Genomic DNA, 17,443 nt, shown 5'->3' with positions numbered 1-17,443 from the left:
AAGCAGATGTGAACGGGTCAGACAGGGCCCACCCTATGGCCCCGGCGGATCTCACCAGAGATCCGCCTTCGGCCAACGGCAGGCAAGATTTTCCGGAACTTCCGACAGCTGCGCTCCGCTGAACGAGCCGCCGGCAAACCCCGCTTTGCTTTCAGGCGAACAAAAAATCACTATGCGTCAGCATGTGCGTGAAATTGTGCAGCGTAACCTGGTCCGCCCCGGCGGCAATGACGGTGTCGGAGCCGCTTTGCGCGATAGTCAGATCAGCGAAGGAATGTACGCCCGCCACACCGCTGAACCCGATCTTGTCATGCTGGGCCTGACTGAAATCTTCGATGGTGTTATTGGTCCCGACCGTCATCGAACCAGAATCCTTGAACAGGAACAGATCGGCGCCGCCACGCGCGTGGTCGCTCAGCTGTCCGTCGCCCCACATGTCGTTGCTGACCGCGGATCCGGATGCTGCTGTCCCGGCGATCAAGGTATCATTGCCGCCCCTGGCGAAGCCTGACAGGGTTGCGGCGTCACCGAAGAGGCTGTTCGCAACGGTGCCTGCGCCGCTGTTGCTGCCACCGGTCAGCGTATCGTTGCCGCCTCTCGCCGCGTCGCGCATGGATTGCGCGTCGCCATAGAACTGGTTGACGACATCCCCGGAACCGACGCCGCCCGACAGGCGGTCATTGCCGCCGGCAGCATCGCCGAACATCGTCTGCGCGTCGCCATAGGCCGCATTCGTGAACTGCGCGGATAGTCCCTCATTGCCGGCAAAGAACGCGACGTCATCGCCGCCCTGAGCCCGGCCGAACATGTTGTGGCCGGCATCACCGAAGAAAGTGTTGCTGGAGCCGGGACCGCTGGTGAAGGTGTCGTTGCCGCCCTTGGCAAAGTCGACCATGTCGAACGCGTCACCGTAGAAAAAGTTGGTGGAAAAGGCGCCATTATTTGTGAAACTGTCGTCGCCGCCCCGCGCATGACCGGACATGCTGCGCCCGGCGTCGCCGGCGAAAACGTTGTTGCTGAAGGCGCCGCCACCCGTGAAATCGTCGTTGCCGCCTTGGGCGAAATCCGACATGTCGCGGAGCGCATCACCGTAGAAACTGTTGTCGGCATCTTGGCCGCCGCCAGTGAAGCTGTCGTTGCCGCCTCGAGCATGGTCGAGCATGCTGCCGACCGTGTCGCCATAGAAGGTGTTGTTGGCCTGGTTGCTGGCGCCGATGAAGTTGTCGCTGCCGCCCCGAGCATGGCCGGACATATCGCCGCCCGCATCTCCGATGAAAATGTTGTTGGACAGGGCAGCGCCCACGAAACGATCATCGCCGCCCTGAGCCTGACCGGACATCCGGCCGCCCGCATCGCCGAAAAAAGTGTTGGTGGAGAGGCCTCCACCCGTGAAGGCGTCATTGCCGCCCTTGCCTTGGTCGAGCATGTCGCCACCCACGTCACCGTAGGCCGTGTTGGTGGAGCTGAGCGCACCCCTGAAAGAGTCGTTGCCGCCCTGAGCATGGTCGAGCACGTTGCCGACCGCGTCACCGTAGAAGGTGTAGCTGGCAGGGGCGCCGCCGCTGAACGTGTCGTTGCCGCCCCGGGAATGATCACGCAGGTTGCCGCCGGCGTCGCCAATCAAAACAGTGTTGGTCGGATCGCCGGCAAGAGTGTCATCAGCGCCCAATTGATGATCGGTCAGATCACCCGGGGTAAATGGCACGCGGTGAGACATGGTCATGCTCCCACTGAGTTACCCCAGCGCCCGTTGCGATATTAGGCTGATATGCCCAAGCCCACAACGAGCACAAATGGGGTAGTTCGCTTGGATCGACGACACTCCGGGCGCTCCGCGCATGCTCGCTGCCAAAGCGGGAGCCAGCCTCCAGTTGCATCGGCCGAAGGACACACCGCCCAGCAAAGCCGGCTTTCTCGGGGGCCTCGCTCGCGCAACGAGCCAAGCACGCGCAATGCATTTTCGATCGCTCGATGCTCGGTAGGGCGGATCCGAGCGAGATCGCGATCGGAGCCGAGAGCTCGGCGAGGGCGGCGAGCTTCAGCAACGCGGGGGGCAGGCGGTCGGGGCAGGTCCCGGATTTGTGAAGCCTTTGCCTGCAGACCGGATCTTGGGGCGGGCTATGGTCATTGGATCGGTGAGCACATTCACCGCAATCTTGAAGCAGGGGTCGGTCGAGTGACGCATCCAAGGAAAACGGCCGGGCGTCCGAGTGGTTGGTCGGTGACGATCGCTTTGCTTGTCGCCCTGTTCAGCGCGGCAACTGCTTATGCACAGGAGGGGGCGGCCAACAGTCCGGCCGCTGGAGCCAAGCCCTCGGCCGAGGTCGCGGAACGGCGAGTGGTCACGGCGTCCAGTCTGCCGCCCGCGTCGATCACACAGCATGAACTCGCTCTGGATGAAGGCCTTCTGCGATACACCGCCATTGCGGGCGCACTTCCGGTGCGCGAAGCCTCCGGCCGAGTTCTGGGAGAGATCGCGTATATTGCCTATCAGCGCTCGCTCGCCGGCGAAAAGGCCGATCAGCGTCGCCGTCCGGTGATCTTCGCCTTCAATGGCGGACCGGGCGCCGCTTCAGCCTTTCTCAATGTCGGGGCATTCGGACCCAAACGCGTTGCGTTCGGGCGACCGGGCGATGCGCCGTCTGTTCCGCCAACCCTGGTAGACAATCGAGAGACCTGGCTCAGTTTCGCCGATCTCGTCTTCATCGATCCGGTTGGAACCGGGTTCAGCCGGTTCTCATCTGGCGCGGACGACGCGCGGGGCATGCTCTGGTCCGTCGAGGGTGACTATCGCTCGCTCTCGCGCTTCATCGTCAATTGGTTGAGGGCGAACGACAGGATCGGCTCGCCCGTCTATCTGGTTGGCGAGAGCTACGGTGGATTCCGGGCTCCCAAAATCGCCGGCGAATTACAGACCTCGGACGGCATCGGCGTTTCCGGCCTGATCCTGATCTCGCCGGTTCTGGACTTCACCTTCCAGCGGGACGCGCGCGACACGCCGCTGAAATGGGCGGTTTCTTTGCCCTCCCTGGCAGCAACCCACTTGGAGGCAAGAGGCAAATTCTCGCCCGAGCGGCTCGCGGAGGTCGAGGCTTATGCCACCGGCGAATACGTTATCGATCTCTTGAAGGGGCCGCGCGACGCCCAGGCTCGCGCTCGCATCGTTGAACGCGTCGCGGGATTCACGGGGCTCGATCGGGATCTTGTCGAGCGCCGCGGTGGCAAGATCGACAATGGCACCTTTTTGCGCGAGGCAGGGCGAAAGGACTTTGTCGTCGGCAGCCCTTATGACGGAGCGGTTGCCGCGATGGATCCCGAGCCGGATGCCGCTCGTAGCCGGGCGCCGGATGCCGTCCTGGAGGCGGCGACCGCACCGCTGACGAGCGCGATGCTGATTCACTACGCAAACGATCTGAAATGGAGCCCCGACGGGCGATATATGCTGCTCAACAACGAAGTCAGCAATCGTTGGAGTTACGGCCCGGGGCGGGGCGATCGGGAGTCGATCTCGGAGCTGCGGAAGCTTCTGGCGCTGGACCCTCATATCCGCGTGCTCGTCGCCCATGGTTACGCCGACCTCGTCACGCCGTACCTCGAAAGCAAGCTCCTGCTCGACCAACTTCCCGCTCTCGGCGATCCCAGACGGGTTAAGCTATCGCTGTTTGAGGGGGGACATATGTTCTACTCCCGGGACAAATCGCGCGCCGAATTGCGCGATGCAGTTCGGCAGGTCGTGGAGCCGCGCCAGGAGCTTTAGCACGACACAGACCGAGGCCGCGCGATGCAATTTCGTGAGGGCTGGCGCGCGATGTCGGGTCAGGGGCGAACACCCAGCGTCCGGAAGTGGCGCGTCGTGCACCCGCGCGGTCAAGCTTTGAGATGAAGCGTAACCAGGACGGTCACTGCGGCGCCATCGGGTAGCGTTGCTGCGACGCGCAGGAAATTGCCGAAATGCGACAGGCGCTGGCAAGTAACGGCGTCCTTCGCCGCCGGCAGCGCGAACTCCGAGCCTTCATGGCACCAGTGCATGCCGTCGGCGGAGATTTCGATCCGCGCCTTCGGCAGAGATCCTTCGGGGTCCTTCAGCGCTCTGACGAAGACGATCGCCTCCTTCGCCCAGCCGGCCTCGTAGGGCTCTGTCGCACTGGTCCCCGTCCAGGTTTCGTTGCGGGCGACGACGGCAGTCAGGTTTTCGGGCAGCATCAGAAATCCCCCGACAGGCAGACGGAGTCGAGATAGGCGAAGGCGCGCTTGTCGGTATCCGTCTCGGCGAAGAAGGCGAGGTTCAGCATGCACCACAGGTTCTTCATCGCGGGGATGCGGATGCAGTCGAAGCCGTCCATGGCGAAGACCCGGTCATTGACCTGGAAGCGCGTCGCCTGCATCGCGGCGAGGTCGAAATCGAAGCGCAGATAGTGCCAGTTCACCTTGGTCGGAATCTCGTTGTAGCAGAGCCGCTGCTCTCCGCCCGGCAGATCCTCCCAGTCCTCGGGCGCGAGGTGGTAATGCGTGATCGTCTTGCCGGCGGTGCCGATCGGTTTGATCGGCGTCGTCCGGCGCTTGAACTGCCATTTCTGGATGTGCTGCCCGTCCTGCGCGTTGAGAAAGCGCAGGTGCGGCATCACCCGGTCGCCCGGTCCTGACGTATCGCCGATCTGGAGATCGTAGAGGAAGCCGAAGGAGCGAATGTCGGTCTCCGAGAGCGCGAGCTCCGTCGCCTCGGGCTTGAAGGTGAAATAGGCCTCGAGCCGGATCGGCCCGGCCTTGCGGAAGGTCAGGCGCTTGATCGCCACGTTCTGCGCGCCCTTCTTCGGGCGGGTGGCGATCTTCAGCGCATAGGAGCCGTCGACGCCGCCATGCGAGCCGAAATCCCAGCTCGGCAGCGTCGAGAGCATGGCGTGGCTGTGCTGGGCATAGCCCGGCAGCATCGCGTCGAGCGTGTCCTCGTAATTGCCGACGAGCTGGGTCCAGCCGCACATGCCGCGGTCGAAATCGTCGAGGCAGATGATGCGTGGCAGCGGATCGAAGCGACTGAGCTGCGGGTCGCTTTCGCGAAGCGCCCGGCGCATGTCGTCGAGCTGGGAGACGGGAGGGTTCATTGGACCTTACCCCTTCACCGCGCCGGCGGTCAGGCCAGCGACGAGGTGTTTCTGCATGAGGAGAACGAAGGCGAGCACGGGCACGAGCTGCACGGTGGAGGCCGCGAAGAGCACGCCCCATTCGACGCCCTCGACGGCGCCGATCATCTCGGAGATCACCAGCGGCGCCGTCTTCGCCTTGGTCGTCGTGAAGATGAAGGCGAAGAGGAACTCGTTCCAGGCATAGACGATGACGAAGACCGAGACCGCGAGCATGCCCTGTGCCGCCATCGGCAGGATGACGCGGGCGATGATCTGCATCTGCGAGGCGCCGTCGACCATCGCGGCTTCGTCGAGTTCGCGCGGGATCTGGTCGATGAAGGTGCGCATCACCACTGTCCCCAGTGAGACGAAGAAGGTGGCGTAGAGCAGGATCAGGATGAAATGCGTGTCGTTGAGGCCCAGCCAGTTCACCACCGGGAAGAGCGGCAGCGTGATCACGATCGGCGGGATCAGGCGGATGAAGATCAGGAAGAAGGCCGAGGTCTGCAGGCCGCGCGAGGCGAAGCGCGAATAGGCGAAGCCGGCCAGCAGCGAGACGCCAACCGCGAGCACGGTCGCGCCGACCGTGACGAGGAAGCTGTTCCACAGGCCGAAGAAGAAATCGCCCCAGCGGCTCCAGAGCGCCTGGTAGTTCGCCAGCGTCGGCGCGAAGGAGAAGGTGCCGGTGGTCGAGAAGATGTCGCGGTCGGCCTTGAAGGACGACATCGCGATCAGCCCGATCGGCACGAGCGACCAGGCGACGACCGCGAGCACGCCGACGAATTTCAGGAGATGGCGCAAAACCTTGGGCAGGGAGAGCTTAGGCACGCGCGAACATCTCCCGGTAGAGCCGGCGCAGATAGAACAGCGCGAGCAGGAGCGAGGCGAGTACCAGGAGCCAACCAGTAGCGGCGGCCGAGCCGAAGGCGTTGTAACGGAAGGCCTCGAGATAGAGATAGACCGCCATCACCTCGGTCGAGCGTGCCGGGCCGCCGCCGGTCATCAGCCAGACCTCGGAGAACAGGCGGAAGGCGAAGATGTAGCGGAACAAGGCCGCGATCAGCAGCGCCGGCATCAGCAGCGGCAGCGTGATGCGGCGGAACGAGGTCCAGGGCGAAGCGCCGTCGATCGAGGCCGCTTCATAAAGATCGCTGGGGATCGAGAGCCGCGCGGCATAGAGGATGATGAACGAGAAGGGCAGGTGCAGCCAGATCGAGAGCAGGCTGACCATGGCGAGGCCATGGCTCGGGTTCACCGCCCATTCGATCGGCGGCAGGCCGATCGTGGCCAGCAATCGGCTCATCATCCCGACATCGGGCTCGAACAAATAGCGCCACATCACCACCGCCGAGACCTCGCTCACCGCATAGGGCGCGAGCACGATGGCGAGCAGGAGAGGGCGAAACGGCACGCCCGAGGCGAAGAACAGCGCCATGCCGAGCCCGATCAGCAATTCGACATGCACCACGATCGCGACGACGATGACGGTGTTGAGCAGCGCCTTCCAGAAATACGGATCGGCCAGAACCTTGGCGTAGTTGGCGAGCCCCACGAACGTCGCCGCCTGTCCGAAGGAAGACTGGTTGAGGCTGAGCCAGAAGACATAGATCGCCGGCAGGAAGATGATGCCGCCGATCATGAGCTGGACAGGCGTGACCAGCGCGATGGCGGAAATGGGCGTGCGGGTGGTCATGAGAGCACTCGCGCTTCAGATTTCACCCATCCCGCTCTTCCAAACCGCTCCGTCATCCCGGGCAAGCGAAGCGCAGACCCGGGATCCATCGTAGAGTTCGACACCTTTCGATGGATCCCGGATCGGCGCGGCTGCGCCGCTTGTCCGGGATGACGGCGGAGCTTGGATGGAAGGGAAGCGCTCGAATCCATCGCCGCCTCACGCGATCCCGAAGCGCTTCAGCGCCTCGCGGTCGATCTCGATGCCCAGCCCCGGCCCTTGCGGGATCGCGAGCTTGCCGTCGACGAGCTGCGAACCCTCGCCGACGAGCGGCTTAGTGAAGGCGTCGCGCAGCGGGTTCTCGTAGACCATGCATTCGAAGGTGCGGAAGCTCTCTGCCGCCGCTGCGAGCTGCAAGCTGGCGGCGACGCAGATCGCACCGGACCAGCCGACATGCGGCGCATAGGCCGTGTTGAAAGTCGCGGCGAGCTCGGCGATGCGCCAAGTCTCGGTGATGCCGCCGGAGCGCGTCACGTCGGGCTGGATCAGTCCGAGCGAGCGGTCCTGCAGCATGGTCAGCGCCTCGCCCGCGACGAAATCGCTTTCGCCGGCCGCAAGCCGGATCGGCAGGTGCTGCGCGAGGCGGCGATACCCCTCGCGATCACCAGGCGCGATCGGCTCCTCGAAGAAGCCGTAGCCGAGATCGGTAAGCGTCCGTCCGACGATCAGCGCGTCGTCGACGTCATAGGCCCAGTTGGCGTCGACATAGAGGGYGATGTCGTCACCCGCGAGTCGCCGGATGAGCTTCGCGCGGGCCACCGCATCGCGGAGCGGGTGGCCCAGCTTGACCTTGATCTCGCGGAAGCCGGCCTTCAGCGCCGCCACCACCTCGGCCTCGACAGTCGCATCATCGAGCCAGTTGATCGAGGAGGCGTAAGCCGCGACCTCCTTGCGCCCCATGCCGCCGAGCAGCTTGTGAATCGGCAGCCCCGCCTGCTTTCCGGCGATGTCCCATAGCGCGATATCGATTGCCGCGATCGCCTCGACGACCTGTCCGCCGGGGCGGCCCGAGAGCGCCGCGCGCATCGCCTTCCAGAGCGCGCGCCGGTCGGCAGCGTCGCGCCCGATCAGGCGCGGCACCAGCGCGTCCTCGATGAAGCGCGCATAACCGGCCGCACCGCGCCGGCACAAACCTTCACCAAAGCCGATCGTGCCGTCCTCAGTCTCGACCTCGACCACGACGATCTCGATCGCCGGGTAGTCGCCCTGCGAGGTCCGCTGGACCTTGGGCAGCGTCGCCCGCAGCGGATGGACGTCAATTCTGGCGATGCGGCTGGCCGACATGCGGCATGGCCCTCCCGAGACGCGCCGCTGAGCGGCATCTACTTATCAGATAAGTTGAACAGTTGCCAAGGAACGCGGCACCTGTCAATGATCACCGCCGGAGGACATTGATGAGCGATCTCGCCCGTTCCGTTCTGGATGCAGACGACCCGTTCGCGGGTGGCGATGTCGTGCCGATGCGCCTGGGCGATGCGGTGATCCAGCGCATCACGCAGGCGATTCATGAGGGGCGCCTGAAGCCCGGGGACTCCCTGCCATCGGAGGCGCGCATCGCGGCCTCCTTCGGCGTCAGCAAGCCGATCGCGCGCGAAGCCATCCGCCAGCTCGCGGCCATGGGCGTCGTCCATATCCAGCAGGGCAAGCCGACGCGGGTGCAGGCGCTCGACGCCGCCCCGCTCGACCGCTTCTATCGTTTCGCCGTGCGCGGCCGCGCCAACGGCCTGAGCGAGGCGGTGGAACTGCGCCGCATCCTCGAGCCGCCGATCGCGGCCCATAGCGCGGAGCGGCGCTCGGCCGACGATATCGAGAAGCTCGATCTCATTCTCGCCCGGATGGAAGATGCGCTGGGCAATGTGCCGCGCTGGATCGAGGCCGATCTCGACTTTCACGAGGCCGTCGCCGCCTCGTCCGGGAATCGCCTGCTCGATTTCCAGATCCGGGGCCTGCGCCCGGTGATCCGCGAGGTCATGGAGATCTTCAACTCGCGCGAGGCGAGGGGGCCTGAGGACTGGCAGCGCACCTTCGAACGGCATGTCCGCGTCGTCGAGGCGATCCGGGCGAGCGATCCGGCTGCGGCCTTTGCCGCCATGAACAAGCATTTCGAAGCGGCAGAAGCCGCCATCGCGGAACTCGCGAACCACAGGGAGGATCAGCATGAACCAGAGGACGACGCTCGATCGTAGACAGTTCGGGGCCGGCATTCTTGGGGTGAGCTTCGCCGGGCTCGGCGGGGCCGCGCTGGCACAGAGCGGCCCGTTCAACGTCTTCACCCACCGCGTCATGCAGACGGTGGCGACCGGCGCGCAGGGCGGCGACATCACCAAGGACTGGGCGCAGAAGAACGGCGTCACCGTCCAGTGGACGACCTTCGACACCGGCCCCTTGCAGGAGCGCCTGTTCCGCGAGGCAAGCCTCGGCGAGACCTCAGTCGATGTCGGCTTCGTGGTCAACACCCAGGTCGTGCCGCGCGCCGCGACGCTGTTCGAGCCGCTCGACGGCTACCTCGGGAAGGATCCGGTCGAGGACATCCCCGACATCTTCCCCGGCCTGATGGAAGGCATGAAGGTTGGCGGCAAGCAACTCGCCATCCCGTTCCGTCACGCCTCTTCCGGCCTGCATTACAATGAGGAAATCCTGGCCGAAAAGGGCTTCTCCAAGCCGCCGGCGACGATCGAGGAGATGATCGAGATCGCCAAGGCCTGTAGCTATCGCCGCAGCGACGGCACGCAGGTCGTGGGCTTGTGCACGCCGGGCGTGACCTATCCCAACGTGATCGACCTCGCGCGCGCCTGGGACGGCGAGTTCATCACGCCCGACTTCAAATGCGTCGCCGACCAACCGCCGATGCTGAACGCGATCCATACGCTGCGCGCGCTCTTCCAGGCCAATGCCTTTCCGCGCAATTTCGCGACGCTTTCGCCCGAGGACGTCAATGTCTGGATGCAGCAGGGCCGCGCTGCGATGAGCCTGCAGAGCATGGGCCGCAATCGCATCTACAACGACCCGCAGAAATCGAAATTCCCCGGCAAGATCAAGACGATCGCGGTTCCCGCCTCGAAGACGCTCGCCGGCAAGTATGACGCCGCCCCGGCCAAGGTCGAGTTCTGGGGGATGGTCATTCCAAAGAATGCCAAGCGCAAGGACCTCGCCTGGAGCTTCATCAAGGCGATGGCCTCCAAGGAGGCGACGCTGAAGGCCGCGCTCAACGGCAACGGCCCGGTGCGCGCCTCGACCTACGCCGATCAGAGCTTTGCCGGAACTGTGCCCTACGCCGCCGAGGAATTGAAGGTGCTGAAGGTCGCGCGCGTGCCGATGCCGGCCTTCGACGAGGCGGCGCGTGCCGGCGACCTGTTCAAGGAAGAGGCGGAAGCCGCCGTGCTCGGCATGAAGACGCCGGAGGAGGCGATGGCCGCGCTGGTCAAGCGCGTGCAGCCGCTGCTGCCCGCCTGACGTTCGCGAAAAACAGCACAACGAGAACAGTACCGGAGGACACTCGATGACATCCCGCATCTCGCGCCGCCGGTTTGGTGCGCTCATCGGCGCCGCGGCCGCCTCGGCCTTTTTCCCGCGTGGCGCCTTCGCCCAGGCGAAGACTCTGACGGCGCTCGGCCACCGCGTCCACCAGAACGCAGCGACCACCGGCCCCGGCGGCGATGCGACAGAAGCCTTCCGCAAAGCCAAAGGCGCCGATGTGAACTGGGTCACCTTCGGCGACGTCAACGCCGTTCATGAGCGGCTGCTGCGCGAAGCCTCCCTGTCCGAGACCTCGATCGACGTCGCCTATCTCGTCAATGGCCGTGCCGTGCCGCGCAATCTCCAGCTCTTCGAGCCGCTCGACAGCTTGATGAAGCAGGCGCCGATCGAGGCTTTCGATGATTTCGCGCCGGGCCTGCTCGCCCCGCTCAAGGTCGGCGAAGCCCTGCACGGCATCCCCGTCCGCCACGCGACCAATGCCCTGATCTATAACGAGGCCCTGCTGGAAGAGCGCGGCGTCACCAAGCTGCCGACGACATTCGAGGAGCTGACCGAGCTTGCCCGCAAGCTCACCTTCAAGCGCGAGGACGGCACGCAGGTCTATGGCCTCGCCTTCACCGCCGTTTTCGCCTCGAACTTCCTGACGCTCGCCCGCTGCCTCGGCGGCGACTACATGACATCAGACGGCAAGGCCGTCGCGGCCGAGCCGCCGATGGTGAAGGCGCTCACCCTGCTCGCCGATTTCTACAAGGCCGGCGTGTTGCCGAGGAACTTCGCGACGGTGAACAACGAAGAGATCACCACCTGGATGCAGCAGGGCAGGGCGGCGATGACGATCAATCCCTTCGCCCGCCTCGTCACCTATAACGACCCGTCGAAGGGCAAATATGGCGGCCGCTTCAAGTCGCTGCTGCCGCCAATGGCCGCCGACCTCGCCGGCAAGGTCGCCTACGCGCCGACGGTTGAGTTCTGGTCGCTGGTGATCCCGAAGAGCGCCAAGCAGAAGCCGCTGAGCTGGGAGTTCATCCGCGCGCTCTCCTCGAAAACCGGCACGACCGCGATGGCGCTGAACGGCAACGGCCCGGTGCGCATCTCGACCTATGCCGACGAGAAGCTGAAGGCGGCGATGCCTTATGCCGCCGACGAGGCCGCCGCGCTCAAGGCCTCGCGCATCCATCTGCCAGCCTTCGACGAGCAGGCCCGCGCCCACGACATCTTCATCGAGGAAACGCAAGCCGCCGTGCTCGGCCGCAAGCCGGCGCAGCAGGCGATGGATGATGCCACCGCGCGCGTGAAGCCGTTGCTCGGCTGATGGCTGGAGCGCTTTCAGACCGCGTGGCGCTTGTCACCGGCGCGGCACGCGGCATCGGCCTTGCGATCGCGACGCGTCTCGCCGAGGCCGGCGCCCATGCGATCATCCATGATCGGGATGCCGGCGCTGCCGCCGCTGCGGTGGCCGACCTGCAGGCGCGAAACCTCCTGGCCTCGCCCCTGATTGCCGACCTCGCGGAGCCCGCAGTCCCGCCAGCCATGGCGAATGAGCTGAAGGCGCGGGTGACCGAGCCCGATATCCTCGTGCTCTGTGCCTCCGTCGAAATGCTGGAGACCTGGGACGCGGTCTCGGAAGCGGCGATGAGCGCCCAGACTGAGATCAATCTCCACGCCACCGTTCGGCTGCTACAGGCCTTCCTGCCCGCCATGCTCGCACGTGGCTTCGGCCGGCTGATCGCGATCGGCAGCGTGCAGGAGGCGCGCCCCAATCCGACGCATTTCTATTATGCGGCCACCAAGGCCGCGCAGACCAACATGATCCTGAACCTCGCCCGGACGACGCAGGCTCCGGACGTCACCTTCAACATCGTCAAGCCCGGAGCGATCCTGACGGACCGAAACCGCGCCGTCCTCGCCCAACCAGGCCGGAAGGAGCAGATTCTTACCCGGATTCCATTGGGCCGGCTGGGCAACCCCGAGGATTGCGCGGGCATCGCCCTGCTGCTCTGCTCGCCCGAGGGCAGCTATATCAACGGCGCCGAGATCGCGGTGGATGGCGGCCTGCAGCTGTGACAGCCGCCACGACCTTCTTGCCGAGCTCCCGTCTGGATATCAGCTAACGACCGCTTTTCGGCACCGATCCAACTTGCGGTGTTGGCGCGAGGCGCCACTCGTCTGCCAATCACGGCAAAGCAGTTTAAGCGACCCGGGTATCTGGAGGCCTGGGCCTCTAGAGCTTACGCCTGAAGAGCTCAGCCAGATCGCGGAAATAGAGCGGTGAGGCCAAGCGGTTGCCGATGGCGGCCACAGCTCACGCCGTCGGCGCTATCGCATAGGCCCGAAACACAGCCCCATAGAAGCAGCCGGAAGCAATAAGAACGAAGCCGTGCCAGATCGCATTCTGGAACGGCAGACTTTGCCAGACGTGGAAAACGACACCAATCGAATATAGAAGACCGCCTGCAACGATCAGCCACACGGTAGTCGCTGGGAGGAGGCTGACGCTTTCCCAGATCAGAAGACCGCTCCACCCGATCAGGAGATAGAGCGCTATCGACAGGCGATCAAACCGACCCGGCAAAGCCACCTTGATGACGACGCCGGTCGCCGCCGCGAGCCATACGATTATCAGGAGAGCCTGGGCGAAAATGCTCCCGCTCAGCTTCATCAGGAACGGCGTGTAGGTGCCGGCGATGAGGACGTAGATCGCCGAATGGTCGAAGCGCCTGATGAACCACTTGCGGGGCGAGATCGGCCACATGTTGTAGGTTGCCGAGACGATGAGAACCGTCAGGAGGGCCGCACTGTAGATTGATACGGGGATCAAATCGAACAACGGAGCACTGTTCGCGACCTGAACGATCAAAGCTGCGACGGCAGCCAGCCCCAAGGTAACGCCCAGGGCATGGATCACGCCGTCAGCCCAAAGCTCGGCACGCCTGAAGACGAAGCGCCCTGTTACGGGAACATTCACAGCAATTCCTAACGTGCTGGCGGCTTGGTTTGGCTTCGCCGGGTACCGAGCATCTATGTCATTCCGATGTCGAAACCGGTGCCGCTGATACCTGCCGCCGCTTCAATGGATGCGTCCCCGCGGTCTAGAGCGAAGGTGAGCCGTTTCGCCCGGGCGAGGCGCTCGGCCTAGAAATCCACGTCGTAGCGTGCCGTAGAGGGCGGCTGCCCCGCGAAGCCGACCGTCGACACATGCCCGCACCGACCAGCCCTACAGAACGCTCAATAGCCCTTGCCAAAGGAGAACCGTCCACACCTGGCGCGTTCTTACCGGACTTCATTCACATAGGCATGTGAGGCGGTCGTCGCACGGTGCCATCCGAGGATTGTGGGAACGCCGGCCTGATCGTACGCGACCTCGTCGATCGTGAGGACGGCCTGACGCTCAGGCAGGTCGAGTAGCGCCATGTCCTCGGCGCTCGCCAGATCGGCCGTGATTTGTTCGCGGACGGCCGAGATCCGAATCCCGTATTGCTCCAGGAGATGCAGGTAGAGTAAGGCCGGGAGCGCCTCCGGCTCGCGCGGCAGGTCCGGCACCCTTTCCTCGGCGAGCAGCAGCTTGTCGTGCATGACGGGGCGGCCGTCGGCATGCCTGATGCGGTGGATGGCGACGATGCCGCCCGTGGAAATCTGCAGGCGCTCGATCTCTTCCGCCGTGGCCGGTCGCGCCTTGATGCTCAGGAACTGGCTGGTGGATTTCACCAGGCTGCCATCGGCGCGATGCAAGCGGAAATACTGGAAGAAGAAGCGCAAGCTGTGATGCGGTGTCCGCCCGGTCACGACGGTGCCGGTCTTGCGCCGGCGCGAGAGCAGGCCCTCCGCTACGAGATCGCTCATGGCGCGGCGCACCGTGCCGACGGCGATGCCGAAGCCCTGGGCCAAAGCCGTTTCGCTGGGCAGCACCATGCCGGGCGGCCACTCGCCGACCAGGATCGCCTCCGACATATGCCGCTTCACGCGCTCATAGAGCGGCGCCGCCTCGCCGGCGCCGAAATTCGGCAGGACCGGCGCGGACGCGCCGGCGCCATTGCCTGTTCCGGCGGCAGCGCTCGACGCTTTTTTGGCATTGACAGGGGGCATGCCAGTCTGTCCTATTTCTATATAGTTTATATGAAAGAAGGAGGTCCGCAAATGGTGTTGCCAGTTGCGGCAGTTCAAGTGCTCCATCGCAGATCGGGCCGGCGCCGGACAAGCGCGGCCTTTGCGGACTGAGCGATGTCGGAAGCTTCCTCGCCTCGATATCAGGAAACCGTGCTGGCGCAGGCCGGCGGCTGGATTGCCGGTCATGTCGACGGCGCGGTCGCCGAGCTCGGCCGGATGATCGCAGTCGATACCTCCTTCCCGCCGGGCCTCGGCTATGACGATTTTGCGGGGCTGTTGGAGGAGCTCGTCGCTCCGCTCGGCTTTGAGAGCGAGCGCGTCGCGGTTCCCGAGGCGCTTTGGTACGTCCCGCACGGCCCCGCCGCCGGAGCACGCACGAACCTGATCGCCAGCCGCGCGAGCGGGCGGCCAGCCTGCGGCCTCTACTTCCATGTCGATACGGTGCCCGCCGCGGCAGGCTGGGAAACCGACCCGCTGCGGATGGAACGCGATGACGAGCGCCTGATCGGCCTCGGCGCGGCCGATATGAAGGGCTCCATCGCCGCGATCCTGCTGGCTCTGCGGGCGGCCAAAGCCTGCGGGGTCGAACTGGCTTATGATCCAGTGCTGCTGTTCTGCACGGACGAAGAGGGCGGCCTCTATCCCGGCATTCGCTATCTCGCCGAGCAGGGCCGGGTTCCGGGGCACATCCTCAACTTCAACGGCAGCGCCGAGGCCCGGGTCTGGGCCGGTTGCTTTGGCCTGTTCAACCTGATCGTCCGCATTCACGGCCAGACCGTCCATGCCGGCGAGGGTAATCGTCGCGGTGGTGGCCTCAATGCGATCGAGGCCGCGCTGCCGCTGCTCAATGCGCTGGCGGTGCTGAAGGCCAGGGTTGCGACCCGCGTCTCGGCCCTGCCGCCGCCGCCCGGCAAGCCGCCGCTCGCCGCCCAGCTCAACCTCGCCGCTCTTCAGGGCGGCACGGCCGGAGGGCAGGTGCCCGCGCTGCTCGAATTGACCATCAACCGGCGCTACGCCCCCGAGGAGCGCTTCGGGGATGCGCTGGCCGAGATCGAGGATGTGATCCGCCGCAGCACCGCCACCGTTCCCGGCCTCTCGGTCGAGACGGCGCTGGTCGGCCACCTCATGCCGACAGCCGACCCTTCCGGGCCGCATTGGCCGCGCTGGCAGGCCGCGATGGGCGAAGGCTTTGGCTATGCACCGGGCGAGTTCCGCAAATGGGGCGCCGCGAGCTGCTCCGATTTCGGTTGGGTCCAGCGTGCCACCGGCCGTTCGGAAGTGCTGCTCGGCGGGCTCGGCCGGCCCGACCGCAACATCCATTCGCCCGGCGAATACACGACCGTGCCCGACATCGTCTCGCTGGCCAAAGCCGTGCTCGCCTATCTCGCCGCCGATTTCAGGCCCGACATCAACCCCGATCTGCCGACATCACAGAGCTGAAGGAGCGTCCCATGCCGAGCATCCATCGCCGCGATTTCCTCGCTGCCTCCGCCGCTCTGAGCGGCCTCGCCATGAGCGGCCTGCCGGCCTTCGCGCAGACGCCGCGCCGGGGCGGCACGCTGCGCGTCAGCGTCGACCAGGCGGTATCCAAGCTCAACCCGCTCGTCACCCGCGTGAACCCGGAATATCTCGTCGCCGAACTGCTCTATTCCGGCCTGACCCGGCTCAAGGTCGATATGAGTGCCGAGCCCGATCTGGCGGAGTCCTGGACGAATTCCGCCGATCTGACCGAATGGACCTTCGTCCTGCGCAAGGGGCTGAGCTTCCACGACGGCTCGCCCTGCACGGCGACCGACGTGGTCGCGACCTTCGAGGCCATCCTCGACGCCAAGACCGCCTCGCCCGCGCGCCAGAATGTCGGGCCGATCGCCAAGGTTTCGGCAAAGGACGATGCGACCGTCGTGTTCAATCTCTCGTCGCCCTTCGCCGATCTGCCGGTGACGCTGGCCTATACCAACGCCAAGATCGTGCCGGCCGCCGTCATCAAGGGCGGGCTGGAGAAGCTCGACCGTCAGGCGATCGGCACCGGCCCGTTCAAGCTCGTATCCTTCGAGCCGGAGCGCCAGATCTTGGTCGCCCGCAACGACGCCTACTACGACAAGGCGCGGCCCTATCTCGACAAGATCGAGGTCGTCGTCTTCCCGGATGTCAGCGCCGAGGCCTCCGCTCTGATCGCGGGTGATACCGACCTGATCAGCACGACCCCGCCGACCGAGTTCGGCCGGTTACAAAAGGCGAATGGCGTCAAGGCACTGCGCGTGCCCTCGGGCCAGTTCTGCAACGTCAATTTCGGCTGCGACCAGAAGCCCTTCAACGATGTACGTGTGCGCCAGGCCCTGGCGCTCACCGTCGACCGCGCCGCCATGGTCGATTTCGTCACCGAGGGCTTCGGCTCGGCCGGCAACGACACAGCCCTCAACCCGGCCTATCGCTTCTACGCCGATCTGCCGGCGAAGAAGGCCGACATCGCCAAGGCCAAGGCGCTGCTGGCCGAGGCCGGCTACCCGAAGGGGTTCGAGGCGACGCTGATCGCCTCCGACCGACCGGGTCAGCGCACCCAGCTTGCCGTCGCGCTGCGCGAGATGGCCAAGCCCGCCGGCTTCGACATCAAGGTCGAGACCATGCCGCATGCGACCTATCTCGATCAGGTCTGGAAGAAGGGCTCGTTCTATGTCGGCTTCTACAACATGCAGGCGACGGCCGACGCCATCTTCTCGCTGCTCTACACCTCCAACGCCGCCTGGAACGAGACGCGTTGGAACAATGCCGCCTTCGACAAGCTGGTCTTCGAGGCGCGCGCCACGGTCGACGAGGCCAAGCGCCGCGCACTTTACGCCGAGGCGCAGAAGCTGATGTATGACGAGGTTCCCTCGATCATCCCGGCCTTCTTCGACCTGCTCGGCGGGCAGCGCGACTGGGTCGAGGGCTATCAGCTCCATCCGCGTGGCGCGGTCTTCCGGCTCGACCATGTCTCGCTCGGCGCCAACGCGCCGAAGCGCGGCTGAGCCGA

General features: G+C 65.2%; 15 protein-coding genes. 7 read left to right on the top strand and 8 right to left on the bottom strand.

What is annotated here, in order from left to right; genetic code table 11:
- Positions 1-151: 151 nt before the first annotated feature.
- A complete protein-coding gene (locus AB4Z16_RS21530; protein WP_441513388.1) occupies positions 152-1,717 on the bottom strand; it encodes a hypothetical protein in 1,566 nt (521 codons plus the stop codon).
- 504 nt (positions 1,718-2,221) lie between these two features.
- On the opposite strand from AB4Z16_RS21530, the gene AB4Z16_RS21525 reads away from it, so the two are divergent.
- Positions 2,222-3,757: a S10 family peptidase gene (locus tag AB4Z16_RS21525; RefSeq protein WP_441513387.1), complete on the top strand. Its 1,536-nt coding sequence runs from the start codon at positions 2,222-2,224 to the stop codon at positions 3,755-3,757.
- 110 nt (positions 3,758-3,867) lie between these two features.
- Here the strand turns inward: AB4Z16_RS21525 and AB4Z16_RS21520 are convergent, their stop codons facing one another.
- The 5 genes from AB4Z16_RS21520 to AB4Z16_RS21500 all read right to left on the bottom strand — a co-directional run bounded on the left by AB4Z16_RS21520 (position 3,868) and on the right by AB4Z16_RS21500 (position 8,136).
- Positions 3,868-4,203 carry a hypothetical protein gene (locus AB4Z16_RS21520; protein WP_441513386.1) on the bottom strand — a complete coding sequence of 112 codons (336 nt, stop codon included), beginning with the start codon at positions 4,201-4,203 and terminating at the stop codon, positions 3,868-3,870.
- Positions 4,203-5,099 (bottom strand): DUF6772 family protein, encoded by an 897-nt coding sequence (locus AB4Z16_RS21515; protein ID WP_441513385.1) that lies wholly within the window; start codon positions 5,097-5,099, stop codon positions 4,203-4,205. The genes AB4Z16_RS21520 and AB4Z16_RS21515 overlap by 1 nt, the downstream gene beginning before the upstream one ends.
- Positions 5,100-5,105: 6 nt before the next feature.
- Positions 5,106-5,948 (bottom strand): carbohydrate ABC transporter permease, encoded by an 843-nt coding sequence (locus AB4Z16_RS21510; RefSeq protein ID WP_441513384.1) that lies wholly within the window; start codon positions 5,946-5,948, stop codon positions 5,106-5,108.
- Entirely contained in the window at positions 5,941-6,813 is an 873-nt protein-coding gene (locus AB4Z16_RS21505; RefSeq protein ID WP_441513383.1) for a carbohydrate ABC transporter permease, read from the bottom strand. The genes AB4Z16_RS21510 and AB4Z16_RS21505 overlap by 8 nt, the downstream gene beginning before the upstream one ends.
- A gap of 198 nt (positions 6,814-7,011) precedes the next feature.
- Positions 7,012-8,136, bottom strand: coding sequence for a mandelate racemase/muconate lactonizing enzyme family protein (locus AB4Z16_RS21500; RefSeq protein WP_441513382.1), 1,125 nt, complete (start codon positions 8,134-8,136; stop codon positions 7,012-7,014).
- A gap of 110 nt (positions 8,137-8,246) precedes the next feature.
- On the opposite strand from AB4Z16_RS21500, the gene AB4Z16_RS21495 reads away from it, so the two are divergent.
- The 4 genes from AB4Z16_RS21495 to AB4Z16_RS21480 are packed head-to-tail and all read left to right on the top strand — an operon-like array spanning position 8,247 to position 12,393.
- Positions 8,247-9,038 carry a FadR/GntR family transcriptional regulator gene (locus AB4Z16_RS21495; protein ID WP_441513381.1) on the top strand — a complete coding sequence of 264 codons (792 nt, stop codon included), beginning with the start codon at positions 8,247-8,249 and terminating at the stop codon, positions 9,036-9,038.
- Positions 9,010-10,305, top strand: a complete 1,296-nt coding sequence (locus tag AB4Z16_RS21490) for an ABC transporter substrate-binding protein (RefSeq protein ID WP_441513380.1) — start codon at positions 9,010-9,012, stop codon at positions 10,303-10,305. The genes AB4Z16_RS21495 and AB4Z16_RS21490 overlap by 29 nt, the downstream gene beginning before the upstream one ends.
- A gap of 46 nt (positions 10,306-10,351) precedes the next feature.
- Positions 10,352-11,641 (top strand): ABC transporter substrate-binding protein, encoded by a 1,290-nt coding sequence (locus tag AB4Z16_RS21485; protein WP_441513379.1) that lies wholly within the window; start codon positions 10,352-10,354, stop codon positions 11,639-11,641.
- A 23-nt stretch (positions 11,642-11,664) separates the two neighbouring features.
- Positions 11,665-12,393, top strand: coding sequence for an SDR family NAD(P)-dependent oxidoreductase (locus AB4Z16_RS21480; RefSeq protein ID WP_441513378.1), 729 nt, complete (start codon positions 11,665-11,667; stop codon positions 12,391-12,393).
- Between the two features lie 238 nt (positions 12,394-12,631).
- Here the strand turns inward: AB4Z16_RS21480 and trhA are convergent, their stop codons facing one another.
- Positions 12,632-13,300: a PAQR family membrane homeostasis protein TrhA gene (gene trhA, locus AB4Z16_RS21475; RefSeq protein WP_441513518.1), complete on the bottom strand. Its 669-nt coding sequence runs from the start codon at positions 13,298-13,300 to the stop codon at positions 12,632-12,634.
- Between the two features lie 299 nt (positions 13,301-13,599).
- Positions 13,600-14,412: a GntR family transcriptional regulator gene (locus AB4Z16_RS21470; protein ID WP_441513377.1), complete on the bottom strand. Its 813-nt coding sequence runs from the start codon at positions 14,410-14,412 to the stop codon at positions 13,600-13,602.
- Positions 14,413-14,547: 135 nt separating this feature from the next.
- Between AB4Z16_RS21470 and AB4Z16_RS21465 the strand changes: the two genes are divergently transcribed.
- Together AB4Z16_RS21465 and AB4Z16_RS21460 are read left to right on the top strand one after the other, a co-directional pair.
- Positions 14,548-15,873: a M20 family metallopeptidase gene (locus tag AB4Z16_RS21465; protein ID WP_441513376.1), complete on the top strand. Its 1,326-nt coding sequence runs from the start codon at positions 14,548-14,550 to the stop codon at positions 15,871-15,873.
- Between the two features lie 11 nt (positions 15,874-15,884).
- The gene (locus tag AB4Z16_RS21460) at positions 15,885-17,438 is read left to right on the top strand and encodes an ABC transporter substrate-binding protein (protein ID WP_441513375.1); all 1,554 of its coding nucleotides are present in this window, start codon (positions 15,885-15,887) and stop codon (positions 17,436-17,438) included.
- The last annotated feature ends 5 nt before the right edge of the window (positions 17,439-17,443 follow it).

Source organism: Allobosea sp. TAF32 (assembly GCF_052113585.1).
In the GTDB taxonomy this organism is placed as follows: domain Bacteria; phylum Pseudomonadota; class Alphaproteobacteria; order Rhizobiales; family Beijerinckiaceae; genus Allobosea.
Note: the sequence above shows the minus strand (reverse complement) of the source record. Positions and strands in the feature narration are given on the sequence as shown.